At 44.7% G+C, this 18,245-nt stretch carries 20 protein-coding genes and 1 riboswitch; of the genes, 9 read left to right on the top strand and 11 right to left on the bottom strand.

The annotated features are described in order from the left end of the window. Positions 1-36: 36 nt before the first annotated feature. The gene (locus tag THIAE_RS08120) at positions 37-930 is read left to right on the top strand and encodes a hypothetical protein (protein WP_239232368.1); all 894 of its coding nucleotides are present in this window, start codon (positions 37-39) and stop codon (positions 928-930) included. A 10-nt stretch (positions 931-940) separates the two neighbouring features. Here the strand turns inward: THIAE_RS08120 and pnuC are convergent, their stop codons facing one another. The 4 genes from pnuC to THIAE_RS10825 all read right to left on the bottom strand — a co-directional run bounded on the left by pnuC (position 941) and on the right by THIAE_RS10825 (position 5,269). Then, positions 941-1,591: a nicotinamide riboside transporter PnuC gene (gene pnuC / locus THIAE_RS08115; protein WP_006460744.1), complete on the bottom strand. Its 651-nt coding sequence runs from the start codon at positions 1,589-1,591 to the stop codon at positions 941-943. A gap of 55 nt (positions 1,592-1,646) precedes the next feature. Next, positions 1,647-1,898 (bottom strand): YkoF family thiamine/hydroxymethylpyrimidine-binding protein, encoded by a 252-nt coding sequence (locus THIAE_RS08110; RefSeq protein WP_006460743.1) that lies wholly within the window; start codon positions 1,896-1,898, stop codon positions 1,647-1,649. 158 nt (positions 1,899-2,056) lie between these two features. Further along, complete coding sequence (locus THIAE_RS08105; protein WP_006460742.1) at positions 2,057-4,270, bottom strand: TonB-dependent receptor; 2,214 nt, start codon at positions 4,268-4,270, stop codon at positions 2,057-2,059. A gap of 68 nt (positions 4,271-4,338) precedes the next feature. Continuing rightward, positions 4,339-4,438, bottom strand: a riboswitch (TPP riboswitch). 666 nt (positions 4,439-5,104) lie between these two features. Beyond that, positions 5,105-5,269, bottom strand: coding sequence for a hypothetical protein (locus tag THIAE_RS10825; protein ID WP_006460740.1), 165 nt, complete (start codon positions 5,267-5,269; stop codon positions 5,105-5,107). 183 nt (positions 5,270-5,452) lie between these two features. On the opposite strand from THIAE_RS10825, the gene THIAE_RS08100 reads away from it, so the two are divergent. Further along, the gene (locus THIAE_RS08100) at positions 5,453-6,565 is read left to right on the top strand and encodes a Fic family protein (RefSeq protein WP_006460739.1); all 1,113 of its coding nucleotides are present in this window, start codon (positions 5,453-5,455) and stop codon (positions 6,563-6,565) included. A gap of 58 nt (positions 6,566-6,623) precedes the next feature. On the opposite strand, the gene THIAE_RS08095 is transcribed toward THIAE_RS08100, so the two are convergent. The 5 genes from THIAE_RS08095 to THIAE_RS08075 form a co-directional block, all read right to left on the bottom strand. Then, on the bottom strand, positions 6,624-6,908 hold the full coding sequence (locus THIAE_RS08095) for a type II toxin-antitoxin system RelE/ParE family toxin (RefSeq protein WP_006460738.1): 285 nt from the start codon (positions 6,906-6,908) through the stop codon (positions 6,624-6,626). Continuing rightward, entirely contained in the window at positions 6,905-7,123 is a 219-nt protein-coding gene (locus THIAE_RS08090; RefSeq protein ID WP_006460737.1) for an addiction module protein, read from the bottom strand. The genes THIAE_RS08095 and THIAE_RS08090 overlap by 4 nt, the downstream gene beginning before the upstream one ends. 103 nt (positions 7,124-7,226) lie before the next feature. After that, positions 7,227-8,135: a LysR family transcriptional regulator gene (locus tag THIAE_RS08085; RefSeq protein ID WP_006460736.1), complete on the bottom strand. Its 909-nt coding sequence runs from the start codon at positions 8,133-8,135 to the stop codon at positions 7,227-7,229. A gap of 74 nt (positions 8,136-8,209) precedes the next feature. Then, positions 8,210-9,415 (bottom strand): ATP-binding protein, encoded by a 1,206-nt coding sequence (locus THIAE_RS08080; RefSeq protein WP_006460735.1) that lies wholly within the window; start codon positions 9,413-9,415, stop codon positions 8,210-8,212. A 145-nt stretch (positions 9,416-9,560) separates the two neighbouring features. Beyond that, positions 9,561-10,751, bottom strand: a complete 1,191-nt coding sequence (locus tag THIAE_RS08075; RefSeq protein WP_006460734.1) for an ATP-binding protein — start codon at positions 10,749-10,751, stop codon at positions 9,561-9,563. Positions 10,752-10,946: 195 nt separating this feature from the next. Between THIAE_RS08075 and THIAE_RS08070 the strand changes: the two genes are divergently transcribed. Then, on the top strand, positions 10,947-11,201 hold the full coding sequence (locus tag THIAE_RS08070; protein ID WP_006460733.1) for a hypothetical protein: 255 nt from the start codon (positions 10,947-10,949) through the stop codon (positions 11,199-11,201). 372 nt (positions 11,202-11,573) lie between these two features. Here the strand turns inward: THIAE_RS08070 and THIAE_RS08060 are convergent, their stop codons facing one another. Together THIAE_RS08060 and THIAE_RS08055 are read right to left on the bottom strand one after the other, a co-directional pair. Continuing rightward, positions 11,574-11,960 carry a type II toxin-antitoxin system VapC family toxin gene (locus tag THIAE_RS08060; RefSeq protein WP_006460731.1) on the bottom strand — a complete coding sequence of 129 codons (387 nt, stop codon included), beginning with the start codon at positions 11,958-11,960 and terminating at the stop codon, positions 11,574-11,576. Continuing rightward, complete coding sequence (locus THIAE_RS08055) at positions 11,957-12,202, bottom strand: type II toxin-antitoxin system Phd/YefM family antitoxin (protein ID WP_006460730.1); 246 nt, start codon at positions 12,200-12,202, stop codon at positions 11,957-11,959. The genes THIAE_RS08060 and THIAE_RS08055 overlap by 4 nt, the downstream gene beginning before the upstream one ends. A 618-nt stretch (positions 12,203-12,820) precedes the next feature. On the opposite strand from THIAE_RS08055, the gene THIAE_RS08050 reads away from it, so the two are divergent. The 6 genes from THIAE_RS08050 (at position 12,821) to THIAE_RS08025 (ending at position 18,229) form a co-directional block, all read left to right on the top strand. Further along, entirely contained in the window at positions 12,821-14,344 is a 1,524-nt protein-coding gene (locus THIAE_RS08050; RefSeq protein ID WP_006460729.1) for an Eco57I restriction-modification methylase domain-containing protein, read from the top strand. Positions 14,345-14,355: 11 nt separating this feature from the next. After that, the gene (locus THIAE_RS08045; protein ID WP_006460728.1) at positions 14,356-15,342 is read left to right on the top strand and encodes a BsuBI/PstI family type II restriction endonuclease; all 987 of its coding nucleotides are present in this window, start codon (positions 14,356-14,358) and stop codon (positions 15,340-15,342) included. 101 nt (positions 15,343-15,443) lie between these two features. Next, on the top strand, positions 15,444-15,815 hold the full coding sequence (locus THIAE_RS08040; protein WP_006460727.1) for a TIR domain-containing protein: 372 nt from the start codon (positions 15,444-15,446) through the stop codon (positions 15,813-15,815). Between the two features lie 15 nt (positions 15,816-15,830). Next, positions 15,831-16,805 (top strand): caspase family protein, encoded by a 975-nt coding sequence (locus tag THIAE_RS08035; RefSeq protein WP_006460726.1) that lies wholly within the window; start codon positions 15,831-15,833, stop codon positions 16,803-16,805. 111 nt (positions 16,806-16,916) lie between these two features. Then, positions 16,917-17,642, top strand: a complete 726-nt coding sequence (locus THIAE_RS08030) for a hypothetical protein (RefSeq protein WP_006460725.1) — start codon at positions 16,917-16,919, stop codon at positions 17,640-17,642. Between the two features lie 26 nt (positions 17,643-17,668). After that, complete coding sequence (locus tag THIAE_RS08025; RefSeq protein WP_006460724.1) at positions 17,669-18,229, top strand: hypothetical protein; 561 nt, start codon at positions 17,669-17,671, stop codon at positions 18,227-18,229. Positions 18,230-18,245 lie beyond the last annotated feature (16 nt).

Raw genomic sequence — 18,245 nt, 5'->3', positions numbered from 1 at the left:
GTATCGTCAGCGCGTTGGTCAAAATTGGCTAAGGCGTTGGCGTTTCCCCTTCCTCATCCTGCTATTACTGAACCCATTGAGCAGGTATCTTGGCTTATGTCTGCCTACCCCGATGCCAGTCACCAATTGCTCTATTTACAAACTGCTCATGCCGCGTACTATTTAAAATGGCCAAAAAAACAGGTTAAGCATCAGGTTTTTTGGCGGATGAGCCAGGCCTGGTTAGCACTGGATTTGCACACGAATTATCAAACAACGGCCTCGTCCCAAGCTATTTGGTCACAGCTTGCCAGTGTGACGCCATTGCATTGGATAGAGCCGCTAGATGCCAGTCCAGTCACTCGTTCAATCGCTTCATCAACCGCAAGGCGTTATCTGCTCACGCCTGCGCTAGCCAATGAAGGGGCACCTGAAAATTTATCTGAGCAGGCATTAGCCAAACTACGCGCGCATTACCAAGGTATGCAAGGGTTAACACGAAGCCAGTTTGGCAGTTTGGTGGATCCTGTTTTTGCCATCGATCAGTGGTATGGGCGTTTGAGAAACTGTTTAGAGGCCACCAACTTGCCGATTCATTTAGTCAGCGCTGCGTTAGTCAAAGCAGTTGATTATCCGGAAGCAGCCTGCGTGCCACTTATGTTGGATTGGCGTTGGGATCAGTTAACTTGGCAACAGGGCCTGCCGGACACCATTATTGATTTAGATGCCTGGGTTTGGGCGCCCGATACGCTTAATTGGGTGATGTTGGAATACCTATTAGCAGGACAATCTACTGCTGACATGGCCGGCTGGGTGCGGGATTTAAATGTGGATCAAGCTCAGCTTAATGCTTGGCGTGATGCTTACAGACTATTGTTGTATGCGATGAACTGGCAGGGCGCGTCAGACCTGCAGGCCTGGTTAAACGCGCCCCCGTTATTTCAGCGCTAACAATACTCACTTAAGCGGCTGTTGCTGTGCGCGTTTGTGCTCGAAAGCGCAATTGCCATTTAATCATGCCATACCAAGCTAAGCCCATATAGGCGACAAACATCATTGCGGTAAGTGGATAACCGGTTTGCCAATAGAGTGCGACTGCGAAGGTGTTAATGACAATCCAGTAAAACCAGCTTTCTAAAACTTTGCGAGCCATTAAAAAGGTGGTCATCATCGAAAAGACCATGACGCCCGCATCCAAATAAGGCATTTGGCTGGCTTCAAACAGCGTGAGGAGGCCGCCAAAGCTGAAGGTGAGTAGGATGCCCAGGCCAATCCATAAGGCATGGCGCCCTATGCCCCAGGTATGAATAGCCAGCGGCTGCACATCGGTATTATTTGCAGCGGCTTCGCGACTGGGCTGTACTTGCCACAACCACCAACCATAGGCGGCCATGCCCATATAGAAGAGATTAAGCGCCGATTGCATCGGCAAGTTGCCTTCCCAAAATATAATCATATAGATAGCGGTACTGACAAATGCCGCTGGCCAAGCCCAAACAATTTCCTTAGCGGCCATCAGTACATAGGCTAAACCCAGTGCCACTGCGATAGCTTCCCAGATTGAAAAATGCTGTAGTTGTAGGTTAAACAGTTCGGCCAATTGTCCGTCCATGGAGGGTATCCTTTGCGTTGAGTCGGTGAATGATCGGTATCAGTTTAAACAAGATTTATACCGGTGCACGATTTTGTCCAACTAATTTTAATACAAATACCGATTCAGGTTGTTCACTAAATACCTGGGCAATTTCCTTAGTCATCAGTTGCATAATCTGGTGGAAGTCACCAAAGACTTGGGTACTGAGAGTGTTGCGCACAACTTCAATGCCGGGTTCGGATTCGATTTGGCTGATAAAGCTCAGGATAGCTTGAGCATAGTCAGCGTTAAGGGGGTAAAGGCTGATATCGAGTGAAACTTGCATAATGATCCTTTTGGTCGGCTTGGATTTGGGTGAATGTTTAGCTAGCAGGGGTGGCCCTATGCCGCAGTGACGCCTCTTTTTTGGGAGAAAAAAGCCGAAGGAGTCAGGGCATAGGGTTAAACCTGCAATATCTTTTTAAACTTTGACACACGTTGTCATTAAAAACGCAGTCGCGTGGTGATGCCCAGTTGTCTCGGGTCACCGAGGCGAACATATTGGCGCTCACCGTCGCCATCAAAGTGGTCAAAAAAATAACCACGGGTAGCATAGCGTTCATCGGTCAGGTTTTTGGCCCAAACATAGACTTCGAAGTCACCTGTTTCATAACCAACGCGGCTATTTACTAGGGTATAGGCGCCTGAACGTTCGTTATGGACGTTATCAAAATAAAACGCATCCATGCCTTGCACTTCTAGGCGCGCAAACCAACCATTACCATGACGATATTGTCCGCCCACGAGATATTGATAGTTGGGGGCGTGCGCCGCTTCGCGGCCAGCAACGATTAAATCAGTATTAATTGGCGTGCCTTTAATTTCGGTTTTTAGCAGGCCTAGGTGCGCAAATAAATCTAGCTTGGGGTGGGCTTGCCAATCGAGCTGGGTTTCTAAGCCGTAGTGTTGTGCTGAATCAAAGTTTTCGGTAAAGAAAATATATTCGTTTCGATCGAATGCGTTAAAAGTATAGCCATCAAACTGGGGGTTTTGGCGATCCATATAAAACAAGGTCGTGGCCGTTTGAAGGCTACCGTAGTTTGAGCGCAAGCCGATCTCATAGTTATAAAGGGTTTCGGCATCAAATTGCGTGTTTTCATTGTCATCCAGGCCAGTATTGAAGCCGCCCGCTTTAAAGCCACGTGTTACGCCGGCAAATGCGGTATGACGCTCACTGTAGCGATGGGTATAGGTGATCGAACCACCCCAAAGAGTTTCAGTAGGGGAGAATCTGTCATTGACGTCAAAGTCATAAGGCTCATAAGAAACGGGATCGCCATTATTATCGTATTCAAATGCAGCACCAAATTCACGTTTAGTCTGGCGGAAATTTTTACGATTTTGTTCAACTCGCAGCGCATAGGTTAGGGTTTTATTTGCCGTGATCGATTGGTCTAGTTGTCCATAAAGCCCTAGTTTTTGGTTGGTAAATTGACTTGTGGTATCGGCATTGAAAATGTCAGGCCCCTCGGTTGGGCATTGAAAACCGTAGCAGGTTTTGGAGCGTTCTTGACGTTTATTATCCTCTTCTAAATAAGCCAGATTGAGTCCAACTAACCACGCAGTGGAGTTGTTGAATAATTGACTGGCCTCCGTCGATTGCCAGCGAAAATCTTGATTAAAATTTTGCCGTTGCTGGTTGCTCTGATAAGTGCCGTTGGTTTTTTCAATATCAAACGCTTGCCAGTCAACGTCATAATCATAATTAGCATTACTATCGGCATAGCTAGTAATGCTGGTCAACTGATAATTCGGGTTGCCTGTCCAAGTCACTTTAAACGCACCGGCCAGGGTTTTTTGCGTGTCGCGACCTGGTTCGTCAGAGCGCGTGGTGAAACTATTGTCGCGTGAGAAGGCATCATAGCCATTGTTTAAATTGGCATAGAGCAAGTTTAAATCAAATTGGGTATCGCTATTTGCCCACCAGCGCAAAGCACCACGCGCTTGGGTTTCATCACGGCCATTGGTGTCGGTTCGATTCAGGGTTTTATTGGTCCGAAAGCCATCGCTGTCATGTTTAAACAGACTAAAGCGATAAAGCGGGGTCAACTCACCTCGGTCAATCGCGCTTAAAGCACCACTATTGGCCAAACCGATTTCTCTTAGCTGATCGCTGCCGAAGGTGGTTTCTAATAAGGTTTCACCTTCCGCCGTCGGTTCGTTGGACTGGATGTTCACCAGGCCTGCTATGGCGCTCGCCCCGTAGCGGGTGCTTTGTGGGCCACGCAAAATTTCAACCTGTTTCACATCAAACAAACTGCCCGCCATGCCAATACCGCTTAAATCAATGCTATCAATGGCAAAGCCAACACTGGGATTGGGTGCGCCCGTATATTCATCTCGCTCACCCATGCCGCGAATTTGTAGATGGCGCGGACGCGATGACTGCCCCGAAAAATTGACGTTTGGTGTTTGTAAGAGTAGATCGCCAAAATGGGTGGCACCGCGGTCTTGGAGTTCCATGTCATCAACAATGGTCGCACTGGCGGTTAGCTGTTGCTGATCGACTTGGCGAAGGTCGGCATTAACCGTAATCGGCGCGAGGGTAGATGGCGTGTCTGCTGCGTTAGCTATAGGGGTAAGCAGCAGGCCTGGTAGACTGCCAAGTAGCGCCAGGTGCAGCGGTTTAATTCTAAAGCGTGATGATGGGTAAGACATGGTGTTTCCTTTTTCAAGCCAATTTAATTATTAATGGGTTGTAAAAAGGACAGGAGTGCAGTGCAAATTTTGCAGTTTGGCGCCTGTCCCTACGCTGGTATGATCCAGATCAGGTTCAAAGGGTTTTGCATACGCAATCTCAGGCCGAAGCCACCCCTTGGCAAGGTTGTTAACGAGTAAACAAGTGCGCGAATTATAACATAAGCTATTGAAAAAATAGGATTCTAGTTGAGCGTGTAAAGCACAGGTTTATTGACGTAAGGCTAAGCTGTGGCTAAAGTGCGATTGAGACGGTTTTTAGAGGGAGGGTTTGGATATAATGATCGTCAGTTACCAATCCCATGATGAAAAAACCGGTACATCCGTTGTTGTTAATTGTGGTCGTGGCGCTCATCGGCATACTTGAGGCCATCGGCGTTATTTAGCATCGCCGTGTTGTTGTGGCTGAGTGTGCGCCGTGAATTAACGCGACAAAAATCGGATTAGCAAATAATCGCCAAATTCATTCATCTGCAAAGCTAGATAAATCCATTTTTTTACCGACAGTTACTAGCGAAGGGCTTGAATTGCATTTAACAGTAAAGATGCTTTGCCTGCACGGAGTATTCCCATGACCACCACAATTTTTTCGATGCCTTACGGCAACGCAATATCCTGCGTCACCAGTGAACGAATTGGGGCGGAATGAAAATAAGCAATAAGCTGTTTAATGAGCGTTTTCTTATTCATGGGTGACAATTTGTTAAAAAGTGTCTTTTAAAACTAAAATCGGACGATTTTTGGCTTTTTGTGCGTTACTAAAATAAAATTCACACAAAACAACATCGCCTTGTTTTACGTCCATACCTTATTTTCCTCAGCATCAAGCCAATCTTCTACACATTCTGCACTGTGGTTTGAGAAGGCGCGAGTTTCTATTGCGTCTTGGTTATTGGCGTACTTTTGCTTCAAAAATAAAAAGAAGTCATGTAGCTCACGTTGCGCATACTCTGGTTGCATCGCATACTCTTTTTGGGAGGCTAACTCTAAAGGTGATTATACATCTATAGCTTTTCTTAGCCTAGAAGAGCCAAGCTTTAAAGTCACAGCAACCATCAATAGCCGTTTGAGATGATTTCCCGTTCTAATCGACTCATAAACTGATACAATTAAGTCAACTAATCGTCTCACGCGGGTCTAAATATGGCGCAACAATGGGTATGGCAGCAGGCAAACTGGCCGAACTGGTCTTTTGATCAGGCGCAGGTCATGCTGTGTTTATTGAGCGCGGTCAGAGCGGTTGCGCCTTTAATTACCCTAGCCAATCAACTTTCACCAGAAAAACGTTTGGCGTTTGAGAGTCAGGTGTTGTTGGATGAAACCTTGTCCACCTCCCTTATTGAACAGCAGGTACTTGACCGCGAATCGGTGCGTTCGAGTATTGCTCGTCATTTAGGTTTGCCTGATGCGAAACCGACAGACAAACGCTATGAAGCCTTTACGCAAGTTTTCTTGGAGGCCGTTCGTCATGCCGATCAGCCACTTGATCATGCGCAACTAAAACATTGGCAAGCGCAATTGTTTATTGAAACGCCAAGGCTCAAAGAGATCACACTGGGCGATTATCGAGATGAATCGATGGCGGTGGTGTCCGGGCATTTTGGGCGCAAGGAAGTGGTGCATTTTCAAGCACCCTGTGAGCAACGCGCCTGCGTTGAAACTTATATGGATGAATTTATTGACTGGTTCAATCAAGATGAGTCGATGGTGGATTATCCGGTGTACGATTATTTGAAGGCGGCGATTGCGAAGTTTTGGTTTGTAACCATTCACCCTTTTGACGACGGCAACGGACGCTTGTCACGTATTTTGGCCGAACGCTGTTTGGCGCGCGCCGATCATACCGATATTCGCTTGTATTCGATTTCCAGCGAAATGGCGCGTCAAAAATCCGATTATTATCAAGTGCTGGAAAAAACGCAAAAAGGTGATGGCGATTTAACTGAATGGATGGTTTGGTTCTTAAATTGTGTGCGAGCGGCGGCGCAAACCAGCTTGCAGCGATTGGAGAAAGTGCGTTATGTCACGCAGTTTTGGGATCAATATCGTTCGAAAGCCTTTAACGAACGTCAACGGAAATTATTGGTGCGTTTGTTGGAAACCGATGATTTTGATGACGGCATTGCACGGCGAAAATATAAAAATCTGGTCGTCACATCCGACGCCACCGCCGCGCGTGATTTAACCGAATTGGTTGAGTTGGACGTTTTGCAAACCCAAGGCAAAGGCCGTTCGGTCAAGTATTTTCTGTCTTAGTCTTATTTAACTTTTTATCTCTGTGATTGATGAAACCACTAGGCCTAGTAGTCGGTTTTTAGTATGTTTTTGGTTGGCGTTTTTGGTGCATCAGGTCGATGATCTGAATTTGGTTGTGTGTCTTTTGAATGCGGAAAATAATTGAATATGGGAAGCGTTTCATTAAACACCGGCGTGTACGTTTTGATAGCGGTGTCCACGCTTCTGGTTGCGTTTGAATTCGTCCCAGCGCATTAATGAATTCTTGAACAAAATCATAGCCAAGGCCAGGTTGTTCTTGATTGTAATAAGCTTTCGTTTCAAGCAGTGTTAGACGAGCACTGTCGGCTATAACAATGTTCACTGATTAAGCGCTTCTAAAACGCTTTCTACAGAGTGTAGCGGCATTTTATTTTGATCAATTAGGTCGCACACTTCTTCAGCATGGGTTGCCCATTGTTGCTCATGCACGATGTGATCTGTTTTCGCGTTAAAGCTATCAAAAAGTAACTCCATGAGTTTTGCTTTATCAAGTGGTGAAAGCTGAAGCGCTTCTTTAAATAACACTTCTGATTGCATGGTAGCCTCCAAGTAGTTTGTAGATTTAAGTTTGATTATAAACGTATTTTTGGCGGTTTGAAAATAACACCTAAATTTGTAACCACCAGGCCTGGTGCGCGGCTTAATTCCCCATGGTTTGTTTGATGCGGTCGATAAAATCATGGATATAGGGGGCGTGTTGGGCATTGTCTGCACTGTGGGTGGCGGCGTAGAGGGTAGACCAGAGGCCGTGTTGGCCGAGGCGTTTGCGCGGCAGGTGTTTAAAGTCGTCTTGGGTATCGAGCAACCATTTTGGCAGGGCGCACACACCGCGTCCGCTTTCAACACGATGCAGCATCATCAGCGTCATGTCGGTGTGTTCGGTGGCTTTGGGCCGCAGGTTATGCGGGGTCAGAAACTGGCGGAAAATATCGAGTTTGTCTTCATTCACCGGATAGCAAATCAGGGTTTCGTGTTGCAAGTCTTGCGGTTGCAACCAGGCCTGGTTATGGGTCGCGGTGTTGAGCGGATGATTCGGTGGCAATACCAATTGAATCTCATAGCTAAATAACGGTTCAAACTTCAAGTCTTCGCTTTCAAGCGGGTCGGACGTAATCACCAAATCCAATTCATGTTTCAGCAAGCTGGGCAGCGCGAGATTGCTCAAGCGTCCGGCAATATCGACATCAACATTCGGCCATTGCGCTTGATAAGGGCGCAGCAGCGGCAATAACCATTCAAAACAGGTATGGCATTCCACGCCAATTTTCAACCGACCTTGTTCACCGGCGGCGAGGCGTTTGAGTTGGTTTTCGGTGTGGTGGATTTGCGGCAAAACCTGTTGCGCCAGTTGCAACAGCAGTTTGCCCGCAGGCGTGAATTGCAAGGGTTGGCTTTTGCGCTCAAACAATTTGAGTTCAACACTGTCTTCAAGCTGTTTAATCTGGTGCGACAGCGCCGATTGCGTCATAAACAAGGCATCGGCAGTTTTCACCAGATTGCCATGTTTCGCCAGCGCATCAAGAGTTTTAAGGTGTTTGATTTCGAGCATGGGTTTTTCAGGCTTAATTATTAATTATCTTCAAGTTTACGTGATTTTAATTCGTTTTCTTTTAATCAGCTTTGTTAGCGCAAAAAACCGAATAGCCACAAGGGAATGCGGCGGTCAAATCCCACCTCAATGTCATCAGAAACGACGTAACTGTTTTCAATGCTATTAAGTTGTTCAAATCCTTTGTTTTTGCCGCCGATTTCAACCTGATAGGTTTCGTTGACTAAAAAATCACCCTGATCAACATAATGCAAACGATAGCTGGGGAGTAACGCACTGACAAAAAACGTTTCGCGCAAGGTGCCAACATTCTGATTCAGGCATAGGGCTTCAAACAGGTTGGGGTGCGCAAGGTACAGCTTGTCGGATTTACGCATTGCTGCAAATCGTTTGCCTTCGTGGGTGATGTGCCGAATCAACTCGGCATCATCAAGATAGCGGATGTATTTATAAAGGGTCGCTTTGGTAATGCCGACGGTGGAGGCCAATTTGTCCATGCTCAACTCAAGCGGTTTGGTGACGCACAGGGTCAGCAATAGCTTTTTCAGATTGTCGATTTTATCCGGTTGAATCTGAAAGATTTTCGCCAAGTCTTGATGCAGCACGAGGTTAATCGTTTCGTTAATGCGATCAACGTACTTACTCGGATCTTCGAAATAAAACGGATAAGCGCCGACACTTAAAAACTGCTGAAAATGTTTCAAAATTTTCTTGTCTGTTAAGCGGTCAATTACCTCATGCGCAATCTGTTCATGTTGCTCAAATAGCGCGTCTAATGGGTAAACCGGTAAAGCAACCTGCTGGGTGATTTCTAACATTTCACGAAAACTTAGCGGGGCGAGGTGGTGCATGGAATAGCGGCGCGATAAATCCGGATTCACCAATTGAATCGCCGATGATCCGGTAAAGTACACCTTAATATCTAAAAAATCGTAAATCGATTTGAGCGCCTGTTCAAAATCTTTCGCTTCGTGGACTTCGTCTATACAGATCAGCGCACCGCCGAGCTGGCTAAAAGCCTCAACAAAATCAAACAAGGAAACGTCTTGAAACATCGGGTGGTCACACGAAATATAGAGTGTCGATTCTTTAGGCAAGGGCGAAGCCTGCAACAATTGCATTAGCAGTGTGGTTTTGCCGATCCCACGACTGCCATAAATGGCGGTCAGTTTAGCGGGCGAAGTTTGTAATGGATTGAAAAGATAACGCTTATACTCAGGTAGGGTTTGATTCAGTTTTAACCGGTATAAGCGCTTGGCATTGGCGATGATGTCTTTCATTTTGAAATCCTATTGGTTTAATCCATTATACTAAAAATGGCAAAATAAGTATCATAAAATAAACCTAATGGGGGCGGAGCGCTTCAACTTCCCTGTAATAAAGCGAGCTGTTAGCGCAAGCTAAAGGCCGCTCAGTCAGCATCGTTTAATACAACAATCCGAACATCCATAGCGGGATGGTGTTGTGATCACCGACTTCGATATCGTCAAGCGCTAGGTAGCTATTGTCGAGCGATTGAAGCTGTTTTTTGGTTTTGCCTGCGCCGCCTATTTCAAAGATAGCCTGTTCATCAATAATAAAGTCGGCTTGGTGGTGATAATGCACCTGATGCTGATGGCTCAGTTGCGATACAAAAAAGCTTTCGCGCACACTGCCGCTGTTGGGTTCAGCACATAACACATAAAACAGATTCGGATTAGCCAGCAGCAATTTATTCGGTTTATTGACTGCGCGCATGCCGCTGCCACCGCGCAGGTGATGAATTAAATCAGCCGAAGCCATGAGTTGAATGTATTTATCGATCGTCGGCCACGAGGCTTCAAGCGCGGCGCTTATTTTGGCTTTATTCAGTTCCAGTGGCGGTGTCGCGCAGAGCAAATAGAGCATCTTTTTCAATTTATCGAGTTTGCTGGAGTCGATATGGAAAATACTGGTGAGGTCGGAGTCAATGGTGTGGTTAATGACTTCGAGCAGTTTTAATGGGTAATTGTTAAGGGATTCTTGATAGAACGGATAGGCACCGTGTTGCGTGTAAGCGCGAAAATGCTCAATCGGTCTAAATTGTGCGGTCAAATCCAGCGCAATGTCTTGATGGTTTTTCAACAATTCGGCAAGGCTGAACGCCTTAATTTGAATGCCGGTTTCAATTTCTAAAAACTCACGGAATGACAAGGCGGGTAAATGAAAAATCACCGCACGGCGGGATAAGTCTGCCGATTGATGCGTCATTTGAATCGCCGAAGAGCCGGAAAAAATGACTTTTAAATCAAAGGTGTCGTAAATGGCCTTGAGTGACGCACCGAGTTGTTTGGCTTTGTGACTTTCATCGAGCAACAAAAGCTTGCCACCTTCTTGATAAAACGTCATCGCCAGTTCAAACAGGTCGGCATCCACCATCGCCGGGTGATCGCACGATACATACAGCACTTTGCTCAAAGGCAACCCGCATTGTTTGGCATATTGCAACAGCAGGGTGGTTTTACCACTGCCGCGGGCGCCTTTAATGCCAATCAAACGGTCATTGAAATCAATCTTGCTGAGCAAGAACCGCTGATAACTGGGCTGACTACGCTGCAGGATAAACTGCGAAGTCTGGCGAACAACGCTATGAATCATGTTTTATGCCTTTTTAGTTTTTGTATAAAACATAATTTATAGCAAATTGCTTTTTGTAGCAAGTTTACTTTAATTAAATCAGGTTGTCGTTTATGTTTCGGGTGTCGGTGGTTTCATATTTGTTTGTTACGAGTAGTGCAACTGAAGCGCCCTTTATGCTAAAATGCGATTAAAAGTACGATTGGGAGTATGCTAATGATTGTTACCGCAAATGATGTAAAAACCAAAGGTGTGTCTTTTTTAGGTAGTATGCTCGAAAAGACAGATGAGCTTATTATCAATGTTCGTGGAAAAAACAAATATGTGGTGTTGGACATTGAGCGTTTTCAGGCCTTTCGGCAACAAGAGTTAGATCTTGCGCACTTACTGGCCATGCGCGATATTAAAGAGGGACGCTATCAATCCCAAACGGCAAAAGAGCATATCGAAGAGTTAACGAATGCTTTATAAAATTATTCGAACCGACGAGTACTTTAGAAAGCTGAAAAAATTTATCAAAAAACACCCTGACATCTTACCGCGATACATAAAAACAATCGAAATACTTGAAGTTGACCCGTTTCATCCTTCATTGAGATTACACAAGCTTCAAGGCCAGTTAGGTGAATACTACAGTGTTTCCATTAATATGAAATACCGTGTTGTTATAGATTTTCTGCTTAAAGACAATGAAATTATTCCAATTGATATTGGCTCTCATGACGAAGTTTATTAGCCTCGATAGGGGCAAACCCAATTGATTTACCTGTTCGTTAGCCTATATTAAAAATAACCAGGCCTGGTTGTGATGGTCTGGGTTTGCGGTTTCTTTTAAATCCCTAACTAAACCATTAAGACCATACTGCCGTATTTTTCAATTTGCGTGTCATGAGTCATGAGTCGCATCGGCTCGGTCATCGCCTGTGCAATCAGCAGTCGATCAAATGGATCTTGATGGTGGTAGGGTAATTCGGCAATCGCAAGGGTGTGTTCGGCATAGATGGGCAATATTTGATAGCCTGCGGCTTGAAAATAGTTCAGTGCTTGTTTGGCATCGACAGGCATGTCGCCCTTGCCAAGGCTGTGTTTGATTGCAATTTCCCACAAACTGACGGTGCTAACCCAAAGGGTATTTTTGGGGTTTAAAATGGCCTGTTTAGCTTGAGCATTGAGGCGGGGGCTGTCGGCAATCGCCCAAAGCGCGATATGGGTGTCGAGCAAAATATTCATGCGTCTTGTCCTAAAAACAGCTTGGCGACCTGGTCGTTATGAGCATCAATATCATCGGGAATGATTAGATGTTTTGCAACGCCAATTCTGAGCGTGGTATCAGGCGTGGTATCAAGTGGCACCAGCTTGGCAACCGGACGGCCGTGGCGCGCAATAATAATCTCTTTTTCTTGATGGCTTTCAATCGCTTCAATCAGTCTAGAAAGCTGAGATTTGGCTTCAAACATATTGACCGCGTGCATAATTTTATCCTTAGCTAAGTTTGGTTTAGTTTGATTATACGGCAAGCTTTTCGGTTATCCAAGCTGAACCCGGTCGTATTGATTGAAGGCGAGTCTTATACCCTGATGACGCAAGACATGGCGGTAATCGATTTTTTAATATCGGGGATATAGGTTTTAACCCAATAACAGCAGTGCTTAGTGAAACCAGGCCTGGTGTGAAGCTGATAAAAAAGTGGAATATTTTCAAGTAATTGACTGGCTTCAGTTCTTGTTAAAATACAGGCAAAAACTGTGTTTTCGCCCGTGTCACATTTTTAACCTAAGACTGCTCAGTGCGTATAGAATAATGCTTAGTTTGGATGCGTTCACACCATGTCTAAAAAGCGTGGTTTAGTCGCCATAAGTTATGACTCATAAAACGCTAAGGATTGAAATCAAAATTAATAATAACATGGTGTTATGTTAATTCAATCTACGAAATTACCGATATAAAATAGTAGTTTTATAATTTATTGGCATGCTTAATGTGTTTGGTTTAGGATGTCTAATAATAGTTAGCTGCAAAAGGAAGCGCTGTTCAGTGTCTGGCATGAACACTGTAAAATAGAGGATATATCTGGTCTGGAGGTAATAAATTTGTATCAACAGTCATTAATTGAGCCCAAAGATGACATGATTAGTCTTCAGAGTGCGTTTTTACGCAGCAAATCTGCGCAAGATCGAAAAACATTAGGGCAATTTTTCACTAGTCCAGTTGTCGCCGACTATATGGCTTCAATGCTACACAAGCCCAAAGGAAAGATAATAAGTATTCTTGATGCTGGTGCAGGAACCGGTGTTTTGACTGCTGCTACTTCCGTGCAACTCTTAGGACTAGGTTGCAAAGCTGTTCATGCGGTTTTGTATGAACTCGATTCTTTAGTTATCGCGCATCTAAACCAGACAATGAAGGACATTGAACACTTTTACCAGTCCAAGAGTGTTAAATTCACTTTCGAGATAAGAAATAGTGATTTTGTGCTTGATCGGCCGGACAAGAAAGAATCCTTTGATGTATCGGTAATCAATCCGCCTTACTTCAAATACAACGTTAAAACCTCACCTTATGCAAAAGCCGTTAGTGACTTGTATAGTGGTGATCCGAATATATACGCTTCATTCATGGCTATTGTTGCTTCCAGCCTAAATGAAGGCGGTCAAATGGTAGCAATTACACCCCGTAGCTTTACCAATGGTCTTTACTTCAAAAGCTTCAGAGATTACCTGTTAAATGTCACTGCAATTGAATCAATCCATATTTTCAAACATCGTGACCGCGTTTTTAAAAATGATGCTGATAAGGTTTTACAAGAAAATATTATTTGCAAATTCGTGAAAGCCGCGAATTATGAAGCTGTTGAAGTTCGAGCTAGTGACTGTGATTCAAATCTGACAAGTGCAACAATTCAAAACTATCCAGTTGATTTGATCGTTGACCCATCCAACGATCAAAGATTGATAAGAATTCCTGAATCACTCACAGAAGCCAACCTTTTAAAACAGGCTGAACAACTAGAATCAACATTCACAGATTCAGGCTACTTCATTTCAACCGGTCCAGTAGTTGAGCATAGAACACGGAACTTCATAGTTTCAGCAGACAGTCAAAACAACACCATACCACTGTATAGACCGCACAATGTTACGCCCTATGCCGCGCTGTGGACTGGTGAGAATAAAAAAGATGTTCGCTTTGAACTACAGGCACAACACGAAAAGCACACATTAAACAATAAAAACTATGTGCTTCTAAAGCGGTTTTCCTCCAAAGATGAAAAGCGCCGCCTAGTGTCCGGTGTGTATCTATCAAAGTATTTTGATGACCTTGAATTCATTGGGTTTGGAAACAAGGTCAATTACATCGGTGTGAGATCCGGCGAACTGACTAAAAAAGAAGCTTATGGTTTGTGCGCTATTTTCAATGGTTCATTCTTTGACCGTTACTTTAGATGTATATCTGGCAACACCCAAGTAAACGCAACTGAAATAAGGGTTATGAGGTTTCCAACACGTGACCAAGTTAAAGATATTGGCGAAGAGGTATTGAAGCTCAATGTCTTTGATGCAGACCAGAACAATATTATTGTAAACAGAGTTTTAAAGATCAAAGAAACCGTGTAAGGAATAGAGCCTTGGAATTCACAGAAGAACAACAAATCAAGCTTGAACAGGCAAAAGAGATACTTCAACAACTGGGGCTACCACCCGCACAATACAACGACCGCTCAGCATGGGTGTTTTTGGCACTTGCGAATGTAAAGCCTAATGAAAGGTGGGCGGTGGCTACCGCTCCATTGCTGCCAACGTATGTGATTATGGACTTCATCCGTAACCATTACGGCAAAGACTACAAACCCAATAGCCGCGAAACGATTAGAAGGCAAACCCTTCACCAGTTTGAACAGGCGCGAATCATTGACCGCAACCGCGACGATCCAACACGCCCCACCAATAGCAAAGACAATAATTACTCTTTGAATCAGCCAATCATCGACATATTGAAGGCTTACCCTAACGGTGATTGGAGGCAAAAAATTAAAGTATTCAAAAAAGCCGTTCCTGAGCTTCAAGCATTGTATGAGCGCAGTCTGCAAAAACACCAAATCCCAATCACGTTACCTAATGGCGATGTAATCAAGCTGTCACCCGGAAAACACAATCAGCTTCATGCAGACATTGTGCATGACTTTTGTTCGCGTTTTATTGGAGAGGGTGGGCGCCTTCTGTATATTGGAGACACCGCCAGTAGTCGCAAGGAAGGCGGAAAACTCATGTATTTGGAATCTGACTATTTGGAAGGCTTGGGTGTTCCACCTATGTCACACGACAAACTACCGGACGTTGTTGTGTACGATGAAAAGCGGGAATGGTTGTTCTTAATCGAAGCAGTTACCAGTCATGGGCCGGTATCACCTAAACGCTGGATTGAGCTTGAACAAGCTTTCAAAGATTGCAAAGTTGGTTTGGTTTACGTCACCGCCTTTCCAGACCGAGCAGAATTCCGAAAAAATGCGGCTGATATTGCCTGGGAAACTGAAGTCTGGATAGCAGACAATCCAGACCACATGATTCATTTCAATGGTGACCGTTTTCTGGGGCCGCATGAAAAAAGCAGCTAACAAGGCGCTGCACTCGGACGGCAATTCCGCTGCGCTCCATCGCCGCCGGTGAGCTTTGGCGTTAGGCGAGCCGGTGGCTCTACACACTTAGGAGAAGAAAAATGGCTAGTAAAAAAACCATATTTGTAGCTTTTGCTATTGAGGACGAGAGGCAACGCGACTTTCTTAAAGGTCAGTCTCTAAATACCAAGTCACCGTTTGAATACATAGACATGTCAGTCAAAGAACCATATGACACGAATTGGAAAGATAGGGTCCGAACAAGAATAAAAAGGTCGGATGGCGTCATAGCTTTGATAAGTAAGAACTCTCTGACCTCCAGCGGGCAAAAGTGGGAAATCGCATGTGCCAAGGAAGAAGGCAAGAAAGTCCTTGGAATTTGGGCCTATACAGATGACAGGACAAATGTCCAAGGCGTCCTAACCGTGGTATGGACGTGGAAAGCTATCGAAGATTTCATCGATAGCCTGTGATGGAAGGAGAAGAAGATGCGAATTGCCTTAGTTGTGGGCATCAATCATTACGATCATGGTGGATCGCTGCATGGATGCGTCAATGATGCCCACTCAGTCAAAGCTGTTTTGGAGCGTCATGATGGCGGAGCTGTAAACTTTGATTGCCGCTTGCTGACCGGAACCGGACCCGATAACAAAGTTAAGCGCGGAGATCTTAAAGATCAAATCGAGCAGCTTTTCAGAACTGATGCGGACATTGCATTGTTCTACTTCGCTGGGCATGGGCATATCGAAACTGCCGGCGGATATCTTTTGGCTTCTGACTCAAGCAGAGGTGACGAAGGAGTATCACTTTCCGAGATACTAACATTGGCCAACGCTTCACCAGCTAAAAACAAAGTGATCGTTCTTGATAGTTGTCATTCTGGAATCGCAGGTACTCCCCCAGAGGCTGGGCAGCTCGCAACTCTTTCTGAAGGTTTAACTGTGCTCACAGCATCCACCAAGGACCAATATGCTACAGAAGAGAATGGCAGAGGAGTTTTTACCACTCTTTTTGTGGATGCATTAAACGGTAGTGCGGCAAACCTAACAGGAGATATCACTCCTGGTAGCGTGTATGCGCACATTGATCAATCGCTAGGGGCTTGGGAGCAAAGGCCCGTATTCAAAACAAATGTCAGGCAGTTTGTGTCGCTTAGAAAATCCACGCCTGCCATCGCCATCGAGGACTTGCGCAGGATAACCGAGTTCTTCCCGTCTCCAGGAGCGATTTTCAAGCTTGATCCAACATTTGAGCCAGAAATGAAGGGTCGAGACGATGGTATGCCCCCGCCAGATCCAGAGAACAATCGGAAGTTTGCTATTTTGCAGAGATACAATCGCCTAAACCTCCTCGTTCCCGATGACGCTCCTCATATGTGGAATGCGGCAATGGAAAGTAAAGGCTGTAGGCTTACAGCTTTAGGAGAGCATTACAGGCGACTCGTCGCAAAGAATCGACTATAGGTGCCACATGTATACAGCGCCTAACCAAGCCATGCACCGGACGTCAAAACCTCTGCTTCGCGCCGGTTTTGTCACCGGTGATGGCGGGCGTTAGGCTACACAGGATAGATCATGGCATTAGAAAAAAACGAAGAATTTATGCCAAAACGTGTTCAGCACTATCATGACTACCTGCAACGAGCGTTGCCGGGAAAAGTTTTTGTAAAGTACCGGCGAGCGTATATTCGAAACATTTCATACTCGTTGCAGTACATGGAATATATCAGTTATATCATGACAAGCCTACCTACTCATGCAGTGATAGAAAGCCAGCTGATAAAAACATTTGTAATCACTGGAAGCAGTGTGATTGAGTCCATTCTATGGATGCTATTAAAAGGCAATAATCTAAACAAGCAGTTAGAGTGGGAAGAGATTCAAAAACGAGAAACGAATAAATTCACAGATAGTGGTTCAGATTATAAGTTTGAAGTGACACATTATCGAAAACTAGAGAACCCCGTCGATGTGGAGATGAAATTCATCGATATGTGTAAGCGTGCAGAAAAAACAAAAATATTAGGCTTTGAGTCTGAAGTCTATTCAAAACTTAACCATCTTAGAAAGCTCCGCAATCGTGTCCATATACACTCAGTTCAGCATGATAGAGACAATGATTTTTGGACTTTTTCAAGACAAGATATGGTTTTGATGGCTCGCACAATAATTTCGGTTCTTAAAGCAGATATATTTTCTCCATATCCAAACTATGAAAACATGTTCGATTGGCTTGTTGCTATTGGCAATGAAGAGCCTAACAATTTAATGCAATCGACCGCTAAAGCGGCGATTAATTAGGGCGTTATGCATCTTGAGGGTAGTGCATGAATGAAGAAATTCAAAAGTTCATAGAGGTCGGACAAAGGGAGTATCAAGAGAAAGTCTTCTTCGCTGAGCGAGGTCTTGGCGCTGAAGTCCATTGGTTCTTTACGCAGGCAGTTCAAGCGCTGAAAAGCGAACTCTATCTACCAGCATGTACAAGTTTCCTTAACGGTATCGAAGCCTCCCTAAGAGTTACAATATCTCAAGTAGAGAATCCAGCTCGAGTGGAAGAGCTTGATCCTATTAAGACGTTGAGCAACAGGCTTCTAAAATCTGCTCAAGATGCAGGATTGCCAGTAGAATATTTGGCTTTTCCAGAAGAGAGTGATTTTCTAGAAAAGCTAAAAAGTAAGAAACCTAACCTGGTCAATACTGAGGTGGTGCGTATTCGCCACAACCTTTGCCATGGCAATATTCTTGAATACATAAATGCCGATTTGGGCGAGGATAATGCTTTTTTTACTCCTGAGTGTTGTAGAGAGCTTGCTCATATTCTTCATAAAGTTTCAAAACAGTGGGCGGAAGAACTTGGAGTGTTCAGGCGGGGACTGTTCAATGCATAACAAACTGCTGCAGTGG

It is taken from the genome of Thiomicrospira aerophila AL3 (assembly GCF_000227665.2).
GTDB classification, from domain to species: Bacteria; Pseudomonadota; Gammaproteobacteria; order Thiomicrospirales; family Thiomicrospiraceae; genus Thiomicrospira; species Thiomicrospira aerophila.
This window is presented reverse-complemented; position numbering and strand designations above follow the sequence as displayed.